Raw genomic sequence first — 15,078 nt, 5'->3', positions numbered from 1 at the left:
GGGAAAGTAATGAAAGCACGCCTACTGGGAGGCATCGCCGCACTGGTTGTAGCAGTCATTGGCACGGTCCTTCTCTTCAATTACGTCCAAGGCGCGGACCGCCGCGCATTGGCGAACACGGAAACAGAGGACGTACTGGTTGTAAAGCAGAACGTCCCGGCCGGAACGCCGGCCAGTCAACTCTCGCAATATGTCACAACCAAAACAGTGCCACGCACCGCTGTCGCGGCCGACGGAGTCCACGATCTTGGCTCGCTTGGATCAACAGTTACTTCAGTGGCGTTAGTGCCCGGCGAACAGCTCCTCAGCAGCCGTCTGGTTGACGCAAATGCCTACCTCGGCCCCTCTCGGGTTGCCGTCCCTGCCGGGCTCCAGGAGATCACTCTTCGCCTCGGTATAGAGAGAGTCGTGGGCGGAAAGATCCAGGCGGGCGACACGGTAGGCGTCTTCATCTCCATGGCTGACTCCGCGGGCGGCAACGGAACCCAGCTGACGTTCCACAAAGTGCTCGTCACGGCCGTTCAGTTTAGCTCGGGAGCTGCAGCGCAAACCCAGGCACAGGCAACCCAAGGCAGCTCAACCGGTGCTTTGAACGCCGCCAGCGAGAACAAACCAACGTCGAGTGATTCCTACCTCATTACCTTCGCACGAAACGCCATCGACACCGAAAAGCTGGTCTATGCGGCTGAATTCGGGAAGGTCTACCTCTCAAAAGAACCGGCAGACGCCACTGAGGGCACTGACGGTGTCGTCAATCAGACAAAGGTATTCAAATGAGCCGCTTCATTTTGATCTCGCCCTCCAGCGATTACGAACGGAAAGTTCGGGCGTCTGTAGCGCCCCTCAGCGGCTCATTGCAGTATTTTCAAGCCGCCTATCTCCCCGAATCCCCTGACGATATCCTTCGGCAGCAAGCGGGCGAACCTCCTGAGGTGCTGATTCTTGGCCCTGGCCTTCCGCAGGACGAAGCTCTCAAATTCGCCGCGGTGATGGACCTGCAGTACCCGGAAGTCAGTATCGTCCTGGCAGCCGATGACGACGGCGAACTGGCCCTTAACGCGATGCGTTCCGGCATCCGTGACCTGATCCCCCCGTCAGCCGATATGGATCAGATCCGGGCACTAGTGGAACGGGCAAGCCTTGCCGCAGCTGGACGCCGGCGCGGTCTGGCCCCCAACACTGCCGAGCGTCCCGCCGCTGAAGGCGGGCGGGTCATCGCGGTCATGTCTCCCAAGGGCGGTGTAGGCAAGACAACGGTTGCGAGCAACCTGGCGATCGGATTGGGACAAATTTCGCCGATGAGCGTGGTAATTGTCGACTTGGATCTCCAGTTCGGTGACATCGCGAGCGGCCTGATGCTCGAGCCTGAATTCACGATAACGGAAGCAGTCGTGGGTGCCGCGAGCCAGGACGCCATGGTGCTTAAGACATATCTGTCTCTGCACCCCAGCAACATTTACGTCCTGTGTGCGCCCCGCAATCCCATCGACATGGATAGGATATCCGGCGAAAATATCAGCCACCTGCTGCGCCAATTGCGGGCCGAATTCCAGTATGTGGTGGTCGATACTGCACCCGGCCTGGGCGAGCACGTGCTGGCAACACTGGAGCAGGCCACGGATGCTGTTTGGGTTTGCGGCATGGATGTTCCCAGCATTCGTGGATTGCGGACTGGATTCCAAATCCTTTCGGAACTGGATCTCCTTCCAGATAACAGGCACGTTGTCCTCAACATGGCCGATCGGCGGACAGGCCTTACGGTCCAGGACGTGGAGGCCACCATTGGCGCTCCAGTTGACGTCGTCTTACCTAAGTCCCGCGCCGTACCGTTCTCCACGAACAAAGGAGTCCCCCTTCTCCAGGACGGAAGCCGGGATGGTGCGGCGAAAGGCCTGCGTCGGCTGGTGGAGCGTTTCAAACCCAACTGGGAAGCACCACGCAAGAAGGTTCATAGAAGGGCGGTAGTGCAGTGAGTCTCTCAAACCGTTTTGCCAAGATGCGTGGCGAATCCGATCCCGGTGCTGTCGCAATGCCCCCATCTGCCGCCTCCACTCTGGGCGCTATCCAGCAGGCGCAGGCAGCAGAGCAAGCCCAAGCCCCGGTGACGGTGGAAGTTACCGGCGGGATTGCGAGCGAAGCGCTTACAGGCCTTAAGGAGCGTGCGAGCCAGGCACTGTACGAAAGGCTTGGCTCCCGGATCACTGACTCATCCCTTGAGGAGGCGGAACTCCATCAGTTTGTGAAGGATGAGTTGAAGGCAGTCGTCGATGAAGAACAGGTCCCCTTGTCACAGGGTGAGCGACAGCGACTCACGCGGGAGATCATCGACGACGTTCTAGGGCACGGGCCGCTGCAGCGGTACCTTGATGACCCGTCAGTCACAGAAATTATGGTGAACAGGGCGGACCAGATTTATGTGGAGCGGAACGGCCACCTGTTCCTCACTGACACTAAGTTCAGCAATGAAGAGGCGCTGCGGAGGGTCATCGAACGGATCGTCACCCGGATTGGTCGGCGCATCGACGAATCCTCCCCGCTTGTGGATGCCCGCCTGGCTGATGGATCGCGCGTAAACGCCATCATTCCCCCATTGGCCGTCAACGGCGCGTCTCTGACTATTCGAAAGTTCGGGCGGGAGGCGTTGACGGTACAAAAACTGATCAGCTTCGGAAGCCTGTCCCCGGAGATGGCCGAACTGCTCCAGGCCTGTGTCCTGGCCCGGATGAACATCATCGTCTCCGGCGGTACCGGCACCGGTAAAACGACAATGCTGAATGTTCTTTCGTCTTTTATCCCTGCCACGGACCGCATTGTGACCATTGAGGATGCGGTGGAACTGCAACTCCAGCAGGACCACGTGGTCAGGCTTGAAAGCCGGCCGGCAAACATTGAGGGCAAAGGTGAAGTGTCCATACGTGACCTGGTCCGCAACTCCCTCCGCATGAGGCCGGACCGGATCGTGGTTGGTGAGGTTCGCGGGGGCGAATCTCTGGACATGCTGCAAGCGATGAACACCGGTCACGACGGTTCAATCTCGACCGTGCACGCTAACTCACCACGGGACGCGGTGGCCCGGCTGGAAACCCTCGTCCTGATGGCGGGTATGGACTTGCCCCTCCGGGCGATCCGGGAGCAGATCGCATCAGCGGTCAACCTGATCGTGCATATCTCCCGGCTTCGTGACGGAACCCGCCGAGTCACTCACATAACTGAAGTGCAGGGCATGGAAGGCGACATCGTCACGCTTCAAGATGCTTTCGTCTTCGACTACTCTGCGGGCATTGACGCGAACGGCCGATTCCTTGGGAAACCTGTACCCACTGGAGTCCGGCCCCGCTTCACTGACAGATTCGAGGAACTGGGAATCAAGATCTCACCTGCCGTTTTTGGCGCACAAGTGCCAAGGAGTCGATAGATGGAAATTCCAGAAGCCCCGGTCACAGTCTTGATCGCGGGAGTGCTGCTTATCTTCACCTCGATCATTGTCACCTTCGTCGTCGTACTGAAACCCCGGAACGCGATCCCGCTATCACGCCGGCGTCCGGATGTGCCCGCAAGTACTTCCAGGCTGACACTCCTCACCGAAACGGCAGTTGGTGCCATCAACAAGCGTATGAAGGGGAGAAACGACTTCCTGGTCAACCGCGACAAACTGGAACGGGCTGGACTGAAGACCCAGCCGGCCGACTTCCTGCTCATGATGGGCGCGGGCGCCCTGGCCGGCAGCGTATTCGGTTTTCTGCTTGGGGGGCTCTTCTTCGCAATCATTTTGTTCGCAGTTGTTCCCGCCGGAATGCTCGCCTCTCTTTCGGTACTCACCTCAAGGCGCAAGAGCAAGTTCGACGAGCAACTGCCGGACACCTTGCAAATGCTGACGGGAAGCATGCGGGCCGGCCACTCCCTTCTACGGGCTATTGATGCGTCAGCACGGGAAAGCGATGCCCCTATGTCGGAAGAACTGAGCAGGATCGTCAACGAGACTCGGATCGGTCGTGATCTTGGGGAATCCATGACGGAAGTGTCCACCCGTACCGGCAGTGAAGACTTTGGGTGGATCTCACAAGCCATCGAAATCCACCGCGAGGTAGGCGGAGACCTGGCGGAAGTGCTTGACCATGTCGGGGAAACTATCCGCGATCGCAACCAGATACGCCGACAGGTCAAGGCCCTAAGCGCCGAAGGAAAGATGTCGGCTGCCGTTCTCATGGGACTGCCAGTGGTCTTGTTCTTCGCGTTGATCCTGATCAACGGTCAATACGCGAAGACGTTTACGAGCACAGTCCCAGGGTTCCTGATGCTGGGCGCTGCAGCCGCAATGCTCACTGCCGGTGGCTTCTGGCTCAGCCGGCTGATCAAGCCAAAGTACTAGGAGAACGACATGTCACCTATTGCACTCGGGGCCATACTTGCCATCATTCTGCCCGTGTCCTATCTGGTTTGGTCTGTAGCCGCTACGGACAGGGTTGCGATCCGGAACATACAAGCCAACCTGGGGCAGCGTGCCAGGAACGCTGCCCCGCAAACCCTGTCACTGGAATTCAGCGCCTTCACCCGCAAGGTCACGCCGGTCCGCTATGTAACCTGGCTGGACAAACAGCTCGCTGCCCTGGGGCGCCCCAAAGAGTGGCCCCTCGAACGCCTACTGGCCGTAAAACCGCTGCTGGCCCTCGGAGCCGGACTCCTCGGCCTGTTCTACTTCTTTGCCTCGCCGGAGCCATCACGCTTCGCGATCCTCCTTGCCGCTATTGCGTTTGGCTACTTCGCTCCGGACCTGCTGATACGCACTAATGCTGAGAAGCGGAGAGACAAAATCCGGCAGGAGCTGCCGAACACACTTGACCAGATGCTGATCTCCGTTCAAGCGGGCCTCGGATTTGAGGCTGCGATGGCCCGTACGGCCCAAAACGGCGCTGGCCCGTTGGCGGACGAAATGACGCGCACCCTGCAGGACATGCAGGTGGGGCGTTCCAGGAAGGAAGCCTACCTGGCTATGTCGGATCGTGTTGATGTTCCCGACCTGCGCTCATTCCTACGTGCCATTGTGCAGGCGGATGCGTACGGAATCGCCATCGCAAAAGTGCTGAAGGTTCAAGCCCACGAAATGCGGATGAAGCGCCGCCAGCGGGCCGAAGAACACGCAATGAAGATCCCCGTGAAGATCCTCTTCCCGCTCATCTTCTTCATCTTCCCGACCCTCTTCATCATCCTTTTGGGGCCGGCAGTCATGAACATCATCGCTGCATTCTCCTAGGAGGAGATATGAAGAACCTGGTCACAACCTTGTCCCTGGCCCGAAGCATCACACAGCGGCTTAGGAGTGAAGAAGACGGGGCCACCGCAACTGAATATGCGATCACAGTAGGTTTCATTGCAATCGTGATCGTGGCTGGAGTCGGCTTTTTCGGCCTCTCCTTAAATGGCTACTTTGACCATCTCACCACCGGGGTAAAGACCGCGCTCGGTATCCCCTAACAAGGGCCTGCACTGCAACGCCTTTGCAAAACCCAAAATACCGGACCCCCTCGGCACCCAGAACCGAGGGGGTCCTTTGGTTGAAGAACACTCAATTCCAGGTGGCCCGAAAAGCGAGCGGCTGACAATGCCGGGTCCATCTACCGCCGATGTTCCTTGGAGGTCAAGATGAAGATTGTCAGATTCGTTGTGGCACTCTTTGCAGCCAGCGCGTTAACCGGCTGCCTGGCCCAGGGGGTGCCTGAGCGGACTCGCCCGCCCGAGAAGCCTCGTTCCACGGAAACTTCCTCAGTGTCCCCTGCCCCACTGCCTCTGCAGGGATCCTCCGGTACATTCCATATCCTCGACAGCAACGGCCGCACCTTCGACCTCGGGTATGCCTACGAGCCCTCGCGAATAAAGACCCGTCCAGTGGACTTTGGCGGCTCCGAATTTACAGAGGTACAAGTCGAGGCGGCGTACAGGATGAAGATACTGAACACGTCAGAGACCCAAGCCCTGTCCTTCCAACCCACCTCGGTTTGGGAGGCAACTTTCGGACTCTATGCGCTTTGGGAGTCACCGAATACGCTTTGCGACGGCCTTCTTGGGCCGGGTCGAAAAGGTGACTGGTGTGGGGTGGAACTAGCTCACTTCCACATCGAGCAGGAAGTCCTCCCGGGCACCTCAATGCAGCTCACACCACATCCCGGGTTTTCGGACTCCTACCCCGTGCAAGGTGGGACAGTCGCCGTTGATCCCTCCCACCTGCCAGGAATCAGGAATGCTTTGGCTCGGCCCGACAACATTGCCATCACATACCAGGGTAAGGACGGCGGCCGCTTCGTCAACTCCTGCTATCGGGAAGTCAACCAAAGGTACAACCCGCAGTTTGCGGCAGACCTGCGGGACTGGGATCTCCTCGTGGCCGCACGAGACGGCGTGTGCCGCGCATTCATGGACAAGAGCATCTTCCCAGGCATGTCCAGCTCCGCAGATCCGGATGGCGGGTATAGCTACCTCGACTAAATGCGCGGGTTTCCGAACCCATGGTAGGCACAGAAAAGACGCAGTGAAAGCGCAGGAAACGTACAAGGCGTAAAGGCTTTGCGCAGGACGTTGCAAGATCGGGTCAATGTCGGATCAAGCGTTGCTACCTTCGATCCAGTGCTGGTGCAGGGCCAGCCGATCCGTCTCGCACAGGAGTCTCAGATGCTTTCTCTCTACACCAACATCATGATCCGTCTTCGCAGCGAAAAGGGCGCAACCGCCGTTGAATACGGCATCATGGTCGCCCTCATCGCGGTAGTCATCATCGTCGCGGTCAGCACGCTCGGCGGCCAGCTTGGCACCATGTTCAGCGGCGTCTCCCACGACATTGCCAACCCGGCCAAGACCACCGTGGCGACCACTGCCCCGTAGTACCCATCTATCCGCCGTTCCGGACCCGATATCGAAACGGCGGCACTCTGCCCGGCAGAAGCAAGCAACCCAAGAGGAGGTGCAGCAGGTGAAACGTGATTCGGAGCGCGGCGCGGCCGCCGTCGAATTCGCGATCCTGCTGCCCCTCCTCTTGATGCTTGTGCTGGGAACCATTGAGTTCGGCCGGGCCTACAATGCCCAAATCACCCTGACCAACGCAGCCCGCGACGGGGTGCGGGTCATGGCCATCGGCAAAGACCCTGTGGATGCCAAGAGGAAAGCGCAGACCGCGGCGTCCTCGCTCAGCACCGCCATTGCGACTACAGACATCACCCTCAGTACCGACACCTGTCCGGTCGGGACCCAAGTGACGCTCACCATCAAGTACACGCTGTCCACAATCACCGGCATCGCCGGCCCCTTCCCGATGACAGGCAAAGGGGTAATGCTGTGCGGAGGCTGATCGGGAAACCGCGGACTGCCCAGCACGGCGAGCGCGGCGCGATCAGCGTCATCGTCGCCATCCTCCTGGTAACCCTCCTCGGGTTCGTCGCCATAGCCGTGGACGTGGGCCGGATCTACTCCGAGCGCGCGCAGCTGCAAAGCGGTGCTGACGCCTCCGCCATCGGTCTGGCACAGAGTTGCGCACGTAATCCAAAAAGCGCAGGGTGCGTATCACCGTTCACACTGGCGGGCAGTTTGGCCAATCAAAACGCCTTGGATGGCATGAGCAACGTCTATAACATCCAGTTGGACACAACGGCGGGGACTGTCACGGTCACAACCACAGCTAAGGAGAGCGGGGCGCCAGACAACTCGGTCTCCCTCTTCTTCGCGGGAGTACTTGGCATTCCCTCGAAAGCGGTAGGCGCCACGTCCTCCGCTGTCTGGGGCAGCCCCTCGAAAGGACCCACAGCTTTTCCGCTCGCTTTTTCCATTTGCCAGGTGCAGACCATGGTGGACCAAGGTCTGCAGGTCCTTCAGAACAAGGACAGCAAATCTGCCAACCCTGGCTGCACTCTTCCTTCCGGGGGGACTGTGCCGGGCGGCTTCGGATGGCTGGCCCAGGACGCCGGGAAGTGCGGCGCCAGCATCGATTTGAGCGTCAATAAGGGCGGCAGCGACCCGACCAACACCAAGACAGGAAACAGCGCCCCCAGCAACTGCGAGGCCACACTGAATGGCTGGGCCGCCGACATCACCGCCGGGCGCAAAGCTGTCGTTCTCCTCCCGGTGTTCGACCAAGTTGCTGGCACAGGCGCTGGTGCCGTTTACCACCTCACTGCTTTCGCTGCCTTCAATGTCGTCGGTTGGAAGTTCAGCGGACAGGACAACACAACTCCCTACTCGTTCAATAACACGGCACCAAAGGGGTCAGGCTCCGCTGCCACTGCTACATGCACAGGCGATTGCCGCGGCATCATCGGACAATTCGTCACCTACGTCTCACTTGCCGATGGCTACACCCTGGGCCCCGTCAGTCCTTACGGTGCCACCATCGTGCGTCTCTCCCTCTGATCCATAAACAACCCACGGAGTTCAACGTGAAATCTCGCATGCTCGCCGGCACGGCCGCAGTAGCCCTGGCGCTTGTGGGAGCCATCCTCATCATCTTCTACGCGAACGGCGCCGACGCACGGGCCATGGCCAGCACCAACCCCAGGAAAGTGCTGGTTGTCCAAAAAGCCATCCCCGCCGGAACTCCTGTGAATGATATGACGGCCTCGCTCGTCATTGAGGACGTTCCCGCAGCCGGTGTGGCTACCACCGCGCTAACGTCACTCGATGGCAAGGGCGGAATGGTGGCCGCCGTGGACCTGGTCCCGGGCGAACAGCTCCTGGCGGAACGCCTCGTAGCCCCCAAGGACGCCAAGAGCAGCAGTGCGGCCAAGGTTCCGGCAGGGCTGCAGGAAGTGACCTTCGAGCTGGAACCGAAAATGGTGGTCGGCGGCCGTCTCGAGGCAGGCGATCATGTTGCAATGGGATTCAGCTTCCCGGCCGGTGCGGACAAGAGCAAGCCGGCCGAACCCACCACGCAGCTCGCCCTCCGCAAAGTCCTGGTCACGGCCGTCCAGCGGGCCGCGCAACCAACTGCCAAGCCCACTGACGGGACCAACCCCCAGGACACCACCCTTCCCCAAGGTTCTTTCATGGTGACCGTGGCGGTGAGTGACGTGGACGCAAGCAAGATTATCTACACCAATCTCAATGGCAGCCTCTGGCTCACCAAAGAACCCCTCGACGCCCAGGACAACGGCGGCTTCATCGCCAGGAAGGACAACGTGTACAAATGAGCCGCTTCGTCCTCCTCTCCCCCAGCGCCGAGTTCGACCAAAAGCTGCGCGCCGCCGTCGCCCACGGCCTGCGCGGCACGGTCCAGACCATCGCGAGTGACATCCTCCCGGCGGGCCCGGCGGAACTGTTCGCCCTCCTTAACCAGGAGCAGCCGGAAGTGCTGATCATCGGCCCCGACGTTCCCTACGAGGAGGCGCTGCGGTTCGCCAAGGTCTTCGATGTCCAGCTCCCCGGCCTCAGCCTGGTTCTGGTCAGCGACGTGGACCCTGACTACCTCCTCTACGCCATGCGCGCCGGCATCCGCGACATCCTCAGCCCGCAGGCCGACGCCGCGGAAATCAGGGTGCTGCTGGAGCGTGCCTGCCAGTCCTTCGCCACGCGCCACCGCGGCCCGGAGACCCAGCAGGCGGAGAACGGCAGCGGCCTGGTCATCGGCGTCTTCTCCCCCAAGGGCGGCGTGGGCAAGACCACCCTGGCCACCAACATCGCCATCGGCCTGGGCCAGATCGCGCCCATGAGCGTGGTCATCGTGGACCTGGACCTGCAGTTCGGCGACGTCGCCTCCGGCCTCTACCTCAACCCGCAGCACACGGTCACGGATGCCGTCACCCCCGCCGCCGCCCAGGATTCCCTGGTCCTCAAGGCCTTCCTCACGGTCCACCCGGCCGGCATCTACGCGCTCTGTGCCCCGCCCAACCCGGTGGACGCGGACCACATCACTCCGGAACAGATCGGCCACCTGCTGGAACAGCTGGCCCAGGAGTTCCAGTACGTGGTCATCGACACCGCCCCCGGCATGCCGGAAATCGGCCTCGCCGCCATGGAACGGTGCACCGACGTGGTCTGGGTCAGCGCCATGGACATCCCCAGCCTGCGCGGCCTCCGCTCCGGCCTGGAAGTCCTCCGCCAGCTGGACATCATGCCCGAATCCCGCCACGTGGTCCTGAATATGGCCGACGCCAAATCCGGTCTGAACGTCCGGGACGTCGAGTCCACCATCGGCGCGCCCGTGGACGTCAGCGTCCCCCGCTCCCGCGCCGTGGCCCTGTCCACCAACCGCGGCATCCCCATCCTCCAGGAATCCAAGAAGGACCCCGCCGTGAAGAGCCTCCGCCAGCTGGTGGAGCGCTTCAACCCGGCATGGCGCACGCAGGCCCAGCGGAAACTTCACCGAAGGGTGGTCATCTGATGAAACTCTCCGAACGCATCAACGCGGTGCAGTCACGCAACCAGGCGGCCGGCACCGCGCTGCTGGAGCTGCCCCTCCCCGCACCCGCGCCCTCGCCAGCCCCCGCGGACAGCATGGAACGGCACCCGGCGCACGCCGCCGTCGTGCATTCAACGCACGACGCCGGCACCCAGCAGGTGCCCACGGCACCCAGGGTGGACGTTTTCGCAGCCATGAAGGACAGGGCAGCCACTGCCCTGTTCGAACGCATGGGGACGCGCTTCAACGACGGCGCCGTAAGTGAACAGGAGCTGCGGAGCACCGCCAAGGAGGAACTCACCCGCATCGTCGACGCCGAGCAGGTGCCGCTGACCCCGGAGGAACGCACCCGTCTGGTCCAGGACGTCGCCGACGACGTGCTGGGCTACGGCCCCCTCCAGCGCCTCCTCGACGATCCTGCCGTCACCGAAATCATGGTCAACCGCATGGACCAGATCTATGTGGAGCGCAAAGGCAAGCTGACGCTCACCGAATCCCGGTTCAGCTCCGAGGAACACCTGCGCAAGGTCATCGAACGGATCGTGTCCAAGGTGGGCCGCCGCATCGACGAATCCTCGCCATTGGTGGACGCCCGCCTGGAGGACGGTTCCCGTGTGAACGCGGTCATCCCGCCGCTGGCCGTGGGCGGCTCCTCCCTGACCATCCGAAAGTTCAGCAAAACCCCGCTGACCGTCCGCAACCTCATCGACTTCGGCACGCTGACGCCGGAAATGGCCGAGCTGCTGAACGCCTGCGTCAAAGCCAAGCTGAACATCATCGTCTCCGGCGGCACCGGTACGGGCAAGACCACGCTCCTTAACGTCCTGTCCTCCTTCCTGCCACACGACGAACGGATCGTCACCATTGAGGACGCCGTGGAACTGCAGATCCAGCAGGACCACGTGGTGCGGCTGGAAAGCCGGCCGCCCAACACCGAGGGCAAGGGCGAAGTGACCATCCGCGAACTCCTCCGCAACTCCCTCCGCATGCGCCCGGACCGGATCGTGGTGGGCGAGGTCCGTGGCGGTGAATCGCTGGACATGCTCCAGGCCATGAACACCGGCCACGACGGCTCCCTCTCCACCGTGCACTCCAACTCCCCCCGTGACGCCGTGGCCCGCCTGGAAACCCTGGTGCTCATGGCCGGCATGGACCTTCCATTGCGGGCCATCCGGGAACAGATCGCCTCCGCCGTGAACCTGATCGTCCAAATCTCCCGCCTCCGCGACGGCTCCCGCCGCATCACCCACGTCACGGAGGTCCAGGGCATGGAAGGCGACATCGTCACCCTCCAGGACGCCTTCGTGTTCGACTACTCGGCAGGCGTGGACGCACATGGCCGGTTCATGGGCCGGCCGGTGGCCACCGGCATCCGGCCCCGCTTCATTGACCGGTTCGAAGACCTCGGCATCCACGTCTCCCCCGCCGTGTTCGCCACCCCTCTGGGTCCAGGCGCGAAGTAGGGACGGGCCCATGATCATCGCCATCGGAAGCGCCATCCTCCTCGCTGCCATCTGCCTGCTGGGCGTCGCGGTGCTTCTGCCGAGCGCCCCCTCGGTGCCGCTGGACCGCCGTCGTCCGTTTGAACCCGAGCCGCCCTCCTCGCTGACCCGCCTGGCACTCTCCGGCGTGAAATCCTTCGAACGGCTGCTGGCCGGCCGGAACGTCAAGCTGTTCTCCCGCGCGGAACTGGAAAACGCGGGCCTGCGGCTCAGCCAAGCCGAGTTCTTCCTGCTGGTGGGGATCGGCGCCTGCGTCGGCATGCTGGTGGGCCTGGTGACCGTAGGCCCCCTCATGGGACTGCTGCTCGCCCTGCTGGCACCCTTCGTGGGCAAACTCGTCCTCGGATTCCTGGCCGGCAAGCGCCGCACCGCCTTCGACAGCCAACTGGGCGACACGCTGCAGCTGCTCTCCGGCGGCCTGCGCGCCGGCCACAGCATCCTGCGCGCCATCGACGCCGCCGCGAACGAGTCGCAGAAGCCAACGTCCGAGGAGATGCGGCGGGTGATCACCGAGACCAGCCTCGGCCGTGACCTGCTCGCCGCCCTCAACGACACCGCCGGCAGGATGAAGAACGAGGACTTTGTCTGGATCTCACAGGCCATCCAGATCAACCGCGAAGTGGGCGGCAACCTGGCCGAGGTGCTGGACCAGGTCAACGAGACCATCCGCGAGCGCGCGGAGATCAAGGGCCACATCAAGGCGCTGGCCGCGGAAGGCAAGTTCTCCGCCTACATCCTGATCGCCATGCCGTTCGGCATCGTGGCCATGTTGCTGGCCGTGAGCCCCAGCTACATGAACTCGATGTTCACCCATCCGCTGGGGTGGGTGATGATCGGTGCTTCCTTTGTCCTGATGACCATCGGTGCGCTGTGGATGCGCAAGATCATCGACCTGAAGTTCTGAGGACCCCATGAACCTCATCGTCCTGCTCTCAGTCCTGCTGGTCTGCCTCCCCCTGGGGGCCGTGGCCTGGTCCGTCCTCACGGTGGACAAGCAGGGCCGCGCCGCGGTCACCGACCTGCTCTCCCGTGGCGCCCCGCCCGTCGCAGTTGCACCCACCGGAGCGCCCGCACGGCTCGAAGCCCTGGGCCGGCGCCTTACTCCCCCGGCCTACGTCGCGTTCCTGGACCGCCTCCTGTCCCTCGCCGGACGCCCGGCCTCCATGCCGCTGGGAAAGGTGCTGGGATCCAAGCTCGCCCTCGGCCTGGCCGGGGTGGTCATGGGCGGCTACCTGGCCGCAATCGGCAGCAGTCCCCTGATGAAACTCGCCGGGATCTTCGTCCTGTTCCTTGGCTACTTCATCCCGGACCTGCTCCTCTACAGCAAGGGGCAGGAGCGGCAGAAGGCCATGCAGCTTGAACTGGCCAACACGCTTGACCAGATGCTGATCTCCGTGGAAGCAGGGCTTGGCTTCGAAGGCGCCATGGCCCGGGCCGGTGAGAACGGCAAGGGCCCGCTGGCCGAGGAACTGGTCCGCACCCTGCAGGACATGCAGGTGGGACGCAGCCGCCGCGAGTCCTACATCGCGCTGGCGGAACGGACCAGCATCCCGGAACTGCGCAGCTTCGTGCAGGCCGTGGTCCAGGCCGACACGTACGGCATCGCCATCAGCCGGGTCCTTCGGGTCCAGGCCAAGGTCATGCGGGTAAAGCGCCGCCAGCGGGCCGAGGAAAAGGCCATGAAGCTGCCGGTCATGATCCTTTTCCCGCTGCTGTTCTTTATCTTTCCGGTCCTCTTCATTGCCATCCTGGGACCGGCCGTGATCAACACCGTGGTGACCTTCAGCGCACAATAGACGATACTCAGTGCGGCGGCAAGGTTACCTCAAGGTTTACACAGAATGATAAGAAATTGGACGCCGAAGGAATTCCAGGAAGTAGCCTTGAACAATGCAGAGTCAACATCCCGGTTCCAGCGGAAAGAGCCTCGCTGCGGACTCCCCGCTGGCCGGGGTCACGTTGCCTGCAGCCCCCGCCCCGGCCGCAGGCGCGGCCCTCTCACTGGAAGCGGCCGCGCTCTTGCCGCTCATTGACGCAGCCGTGCTGGAGGAGCTCGAGGACGAGCTGGCCGGATCCGGACTGGCCCAACGCTTTGCCCGCGACTACGCCGCCATGTGGGACCTGCGCCTGGCCCGGCTGGGAACAGCCGTGGACAGCCAGGACGAGGCCTCGGCCCTGGATGCCGTCATCAGCCTGAAGATCAGCTCCGCCATGGTGGGCGGACTCCGGTTGGCCAGGCTCGCCGAACTCCTCGAAGGCCTGATCCGGCAGGGCGACTTCGTCCGGGGCCAGGCCATGATGGCCGGCGTGGCCCAGGACGGGGCACGGACGGTGTCCGAGCTGCAGTCGACCTACATTTTGGAAAAGGGCTGACCCCTAGGCGTCATCGGGACGGCGGGGCGCCAACCGGTACCCCACCCCGCGGACCGTCTGCAGCCAGCGCGGTGACAGCTGGTCCTCCTTGAGCTTGCGCCGCAGGTTTCCCACGTGGACCTCCACCGCCCGCTCGTCCGCCTCGCTGATGTACGTGTCCCGTTCATAGAAATCGCCCCGCACGGCCCTCACCAGGTCAGCCCTGGTGCAGACGGCACCGCCGCCCTTGAGCAGCACATGCAGCAGGTCGAATTCACTGCGGGTCAGCCCCAGCGGCTCACCCTTGACCTCCACGGTGCGTGTCCGGTGGTTCAGCAGGAGGCCGTTGTGCCGGAACACGCCGGTCTCGCCGTGCGTGTCAGGAACCGGCGCCTGTCCCAAGCGGGCCGCCGCGTCCCCGGTTATCTCATGCCGGGGCCTGCGCATCATTGCCGCCACCCGAGCCCGAAGTTCCCTTGGCCTGAATGGCTTGGCGATGTAATCGTCCGCGCCTGTGTTCAGCGCCGAGAGCAGGTCCGGTTCCTCCGTCCGTCCGGTCAGCATCACCACATAGGCATTACTGAAATTCCGGATTCGCCGTAAAACCTCGAACCCGTCAATATCCGGCAGGCCGATATCGAGCGTTACAACGTTGGCCTGCTTGCTGCGGACCACCTCAACCCCGGCCCGCCCATCAACAGCTGTATGCACTTCGAAGCCCGCTTGGGTCAGTACGCCTTCAAGGAGGTTGCGTACATCCGCGTCATCTTCGATTACTACAGCTACACCAAGATCGTCCATTGCTATCCCTGCGCCAGGCGGAGATGGCCCCCCATTGGCCCAGCGCCA

Annotated in this window: 17 protein-coding genes; 16 read left to right on the top strand and 1 reads right to left on the bottom strand. The window is 62.4% G+C overall.

Annotated elements, in window-relative coordinates:
* Nucleotides 1–9 precede the first annotated feature (9 nt).
* The 16 genes from cpaB (BACI349Y_RS06360) to BACI349Y_RS06285 all read left to right on the top strand — a co-directional run bounded on the left by cpaB (BACI349Y_RS06360) (nt 10) and on the right by BACI349Y_RS06285 (nt 14,250).
* Complete coding sequence (gene cpaB, locus BACI349Y_RS06360) at nt 10–777, top strand: Flp pilus assembly protein CpaB (RefSeq protein WP_159631390.1); 768 nt, start codon at nt 10–12, stop codon at nt 775–777.
* Nucleotides 774–1,973, top strand: a complete 1,200-nt coding sequence (locus BACI349Y_RS06355) for an AAA family ATPase (protein WP_159631389.1) — start codon at nt 774–776, stop codon at nt 1,971–1,973. Before cpaB (BACI349Y_RS06360) ends, BACI349Y_RS06355 begins: the two co-directional genes overlap by 4 nt.
* Nucleotides 1,970–3,415 (top strand): CpaF family protein, encoded by a 1,446-nt coding sequence (locus BACI349Y_RS06350; protein ID WP_442858397.1) that lies wholly within the window; start codon nt 1,970–1,972, stop codon nt 3,413–3,415. Before BACI349Y_RS06355 ends, BACI349Y_RS06350 begins: the two co-directional genes overlap by 4 nt.
* A complete protein-coding gene (locus BACI349Y_RS06345; RefSeq protein ID WP_159631388.1) occupies nt 3,416–4,369 on the top strand; it encodes a type II secretion system F family protein in 954 nt (317 codons plus the stop codon).
* A gap of 9 nt (nt 4,370–4,378) precedes the next feature.
* Nucleotides 4,379–5,251 carry a type II secretion system F family protein gene (locus tag BACI349Y_RS06340; RefSeq protein WP_159631387.1) on the top strand — a complete coding sequence of 291 codons (873 nt, stop codon included), beginning with the start codon at nt 4,379–4,381 and terminating at the stop codon, nt 5,249–5,251.
* Nucleotides 5,252–5,259: 8 nt separating this feature from the next.
* Nucleotides 5,260–5,472 carry a Flp family type IVb pilin gene (locus BACI349Y_RS06335; RefSeq protein WP_159631386.1) on the top strand — a complete coding sequence of 71 codons (213 nt, stop codon included), beginning with the start codon at nt 5,260–5,262 and terminating at the stop codon, nt 5,470–5,472.
* A 168-nt stretch (nt 5,473–5,640) separates the two neighbouring features.
* On the top strand, nt 5,641–6,480 hold the full coding sequence (locus tag BACI349Y_RS06330) for a hypothetical protein (RefSeq protein WP_159631385.1): 840 nt from the start codon (nt 5,641–5,643) through the stop codon (nt 6,478–6,480).
* Between the two features lie 183 nt (nt 6,481–6,663).
* Nucleotides 6,664–6,873, top strand: coding sequence for a Flp family type IVb pilin (locus BACI349Y_RS06325; RefSeq protein ID WP_159631384.1), 210 nt, complete (start codon nt 6,664–6,666; stop codon nt 6,871–6,873).
* Nucleotides 6,874–6,961: 88 nt separating this feature from the next.
* Nucleotides 6,962–7,336 carry a TadE/TadG family type IV pilus assembly protein gene (locus BACI349Y_RS06320; protein ID WP_159631383.1) on the top strand — a complete coding sequence of 125 codons (375 nt, stop codon included), beginning with the start codon at nt 6,962–6,964 and terminating at the stop codon, nt 7,334–7,336.
* Nucleotides 7,324–8,391 carry a TadE/TadG family type IV pilus assembly protein gene (locus BACI349Y_RS06315; RefSeq protein ID WP_159631382.1) on the top strand — a complete coding sequence of 356 codons (1,068 nt, stop codon included), beginning with the start codon at nt 7,324–7,326 and terminating at the stop codon, nt 8,389–8,391. The genes BACI349Y_RS06320 and BACI349Y_RS06315 overlap by 13 nt, the downstream gene beginning before the upstream one ends.
* Nucleotides 8,392–8,417: 26 nt before the next feature.
* Entirely contained in the window at nt 8,418–9,167 is a 750-nt protein-coding gene (cpaB, locus tag BACI349Y_RS06310) for a Flp pilus assembly protein CpaB (protein WP_236560747.1), read from the top strand.
* Complete coding sequence (locus BACI349Y_RS06305) at nt 9,164–10,357, top strand: AAA family ATPase (protein ID WP_159631381.1); 1,194 nt, start codon at nt 9,164–9,166, stop codon at nt 10,355–10,357. Before cpaB (BACI349Y_RS06310) ends, BACI349Y_RS06305 begins: the two co-directional genes overlap by 4 nt.
* The gene (locus BACI349Y_RS06300) at nt 10,357–11,838 is read left to right on the top strand and encodes a CpaF family protein (protein ID WP_159631380.1); all 1,482 of its coding nucleotides are present in this window, start codon (nt 10,357–10,359) and stop codon (nt 11,836–11,838) included. Before BACI349Y_RS06305 ends, BACI349Y_RS06300 begins: the two co-directional genes overlap by 1 nt.
* Nucleotides 11,839–11,848: 10 nt before the next feature.
* Nucleotides 11,849–12,781, top strand: a complete 933-nt coding sequence (locus tag BACI349Y_RS06295; protein ID WP_159631379.1) for a type II secretion system F family protein — start codon at nt 11,849–11,851, stop codon at nt 12,779–12,781.
* A gap of 7 nt (nt 12,782–12,788) precedes the next feature.
* Nucleotides 12,789–13,673, top strand: a complete 885-nt coding sequence (locus BACI349Y_RS06290) for a type II secretion system F family protein (RefSeq protein WP_159631378.1) — start codon at nt 12,789–12,791, stop codon at nt 13,671–13,673.
* A 94-nt stretch (nt 13,674–13,767) separates the two neighbouring features.
* Entirely contained in the window at nt 13,768–14,250 is a 483-nt protein-coding gene (locus tag BACI349Y_RS06285; protein WP_159631377.1) for an Hpt domain-containing protein, read from the top strand.
* A gap of 3 nt (nt 14,251–14,253) precedes the next feature.
* Here BACI349Y_RS06285 and BACI349Y_RS06280 read toward each other — a convergent pair whose 3' ends face one another.
* On the bottom strand, nt 14,254–15,030 hold the full coding sequence (locus tag BACI349Y_RS06280; protein ID WP_159631376.1) for a response regulator transcription factor: 777 nt from the start codon (nt 15,028–15,030) through the stop codon (nt 14,254–14,256).
* Nucleotides 15,031–15,078: the final 48 nt, after the last annotated feature.

It is taken from the genome of Arthrobacter sp. 8AJ, from assembly GCF_902506025.1.
Classification (GTDB): domain Bacteria; phylum Actinomycetota; class Actinomycetes; order Actinomycetales; family Micrococcaceae; genus Arthrobacter.
The sequence above is the reverse complement of the archived record's forward strand: the minus strand, read 5'-3'. Positions and strand labels throughout refer to the sequence as shown.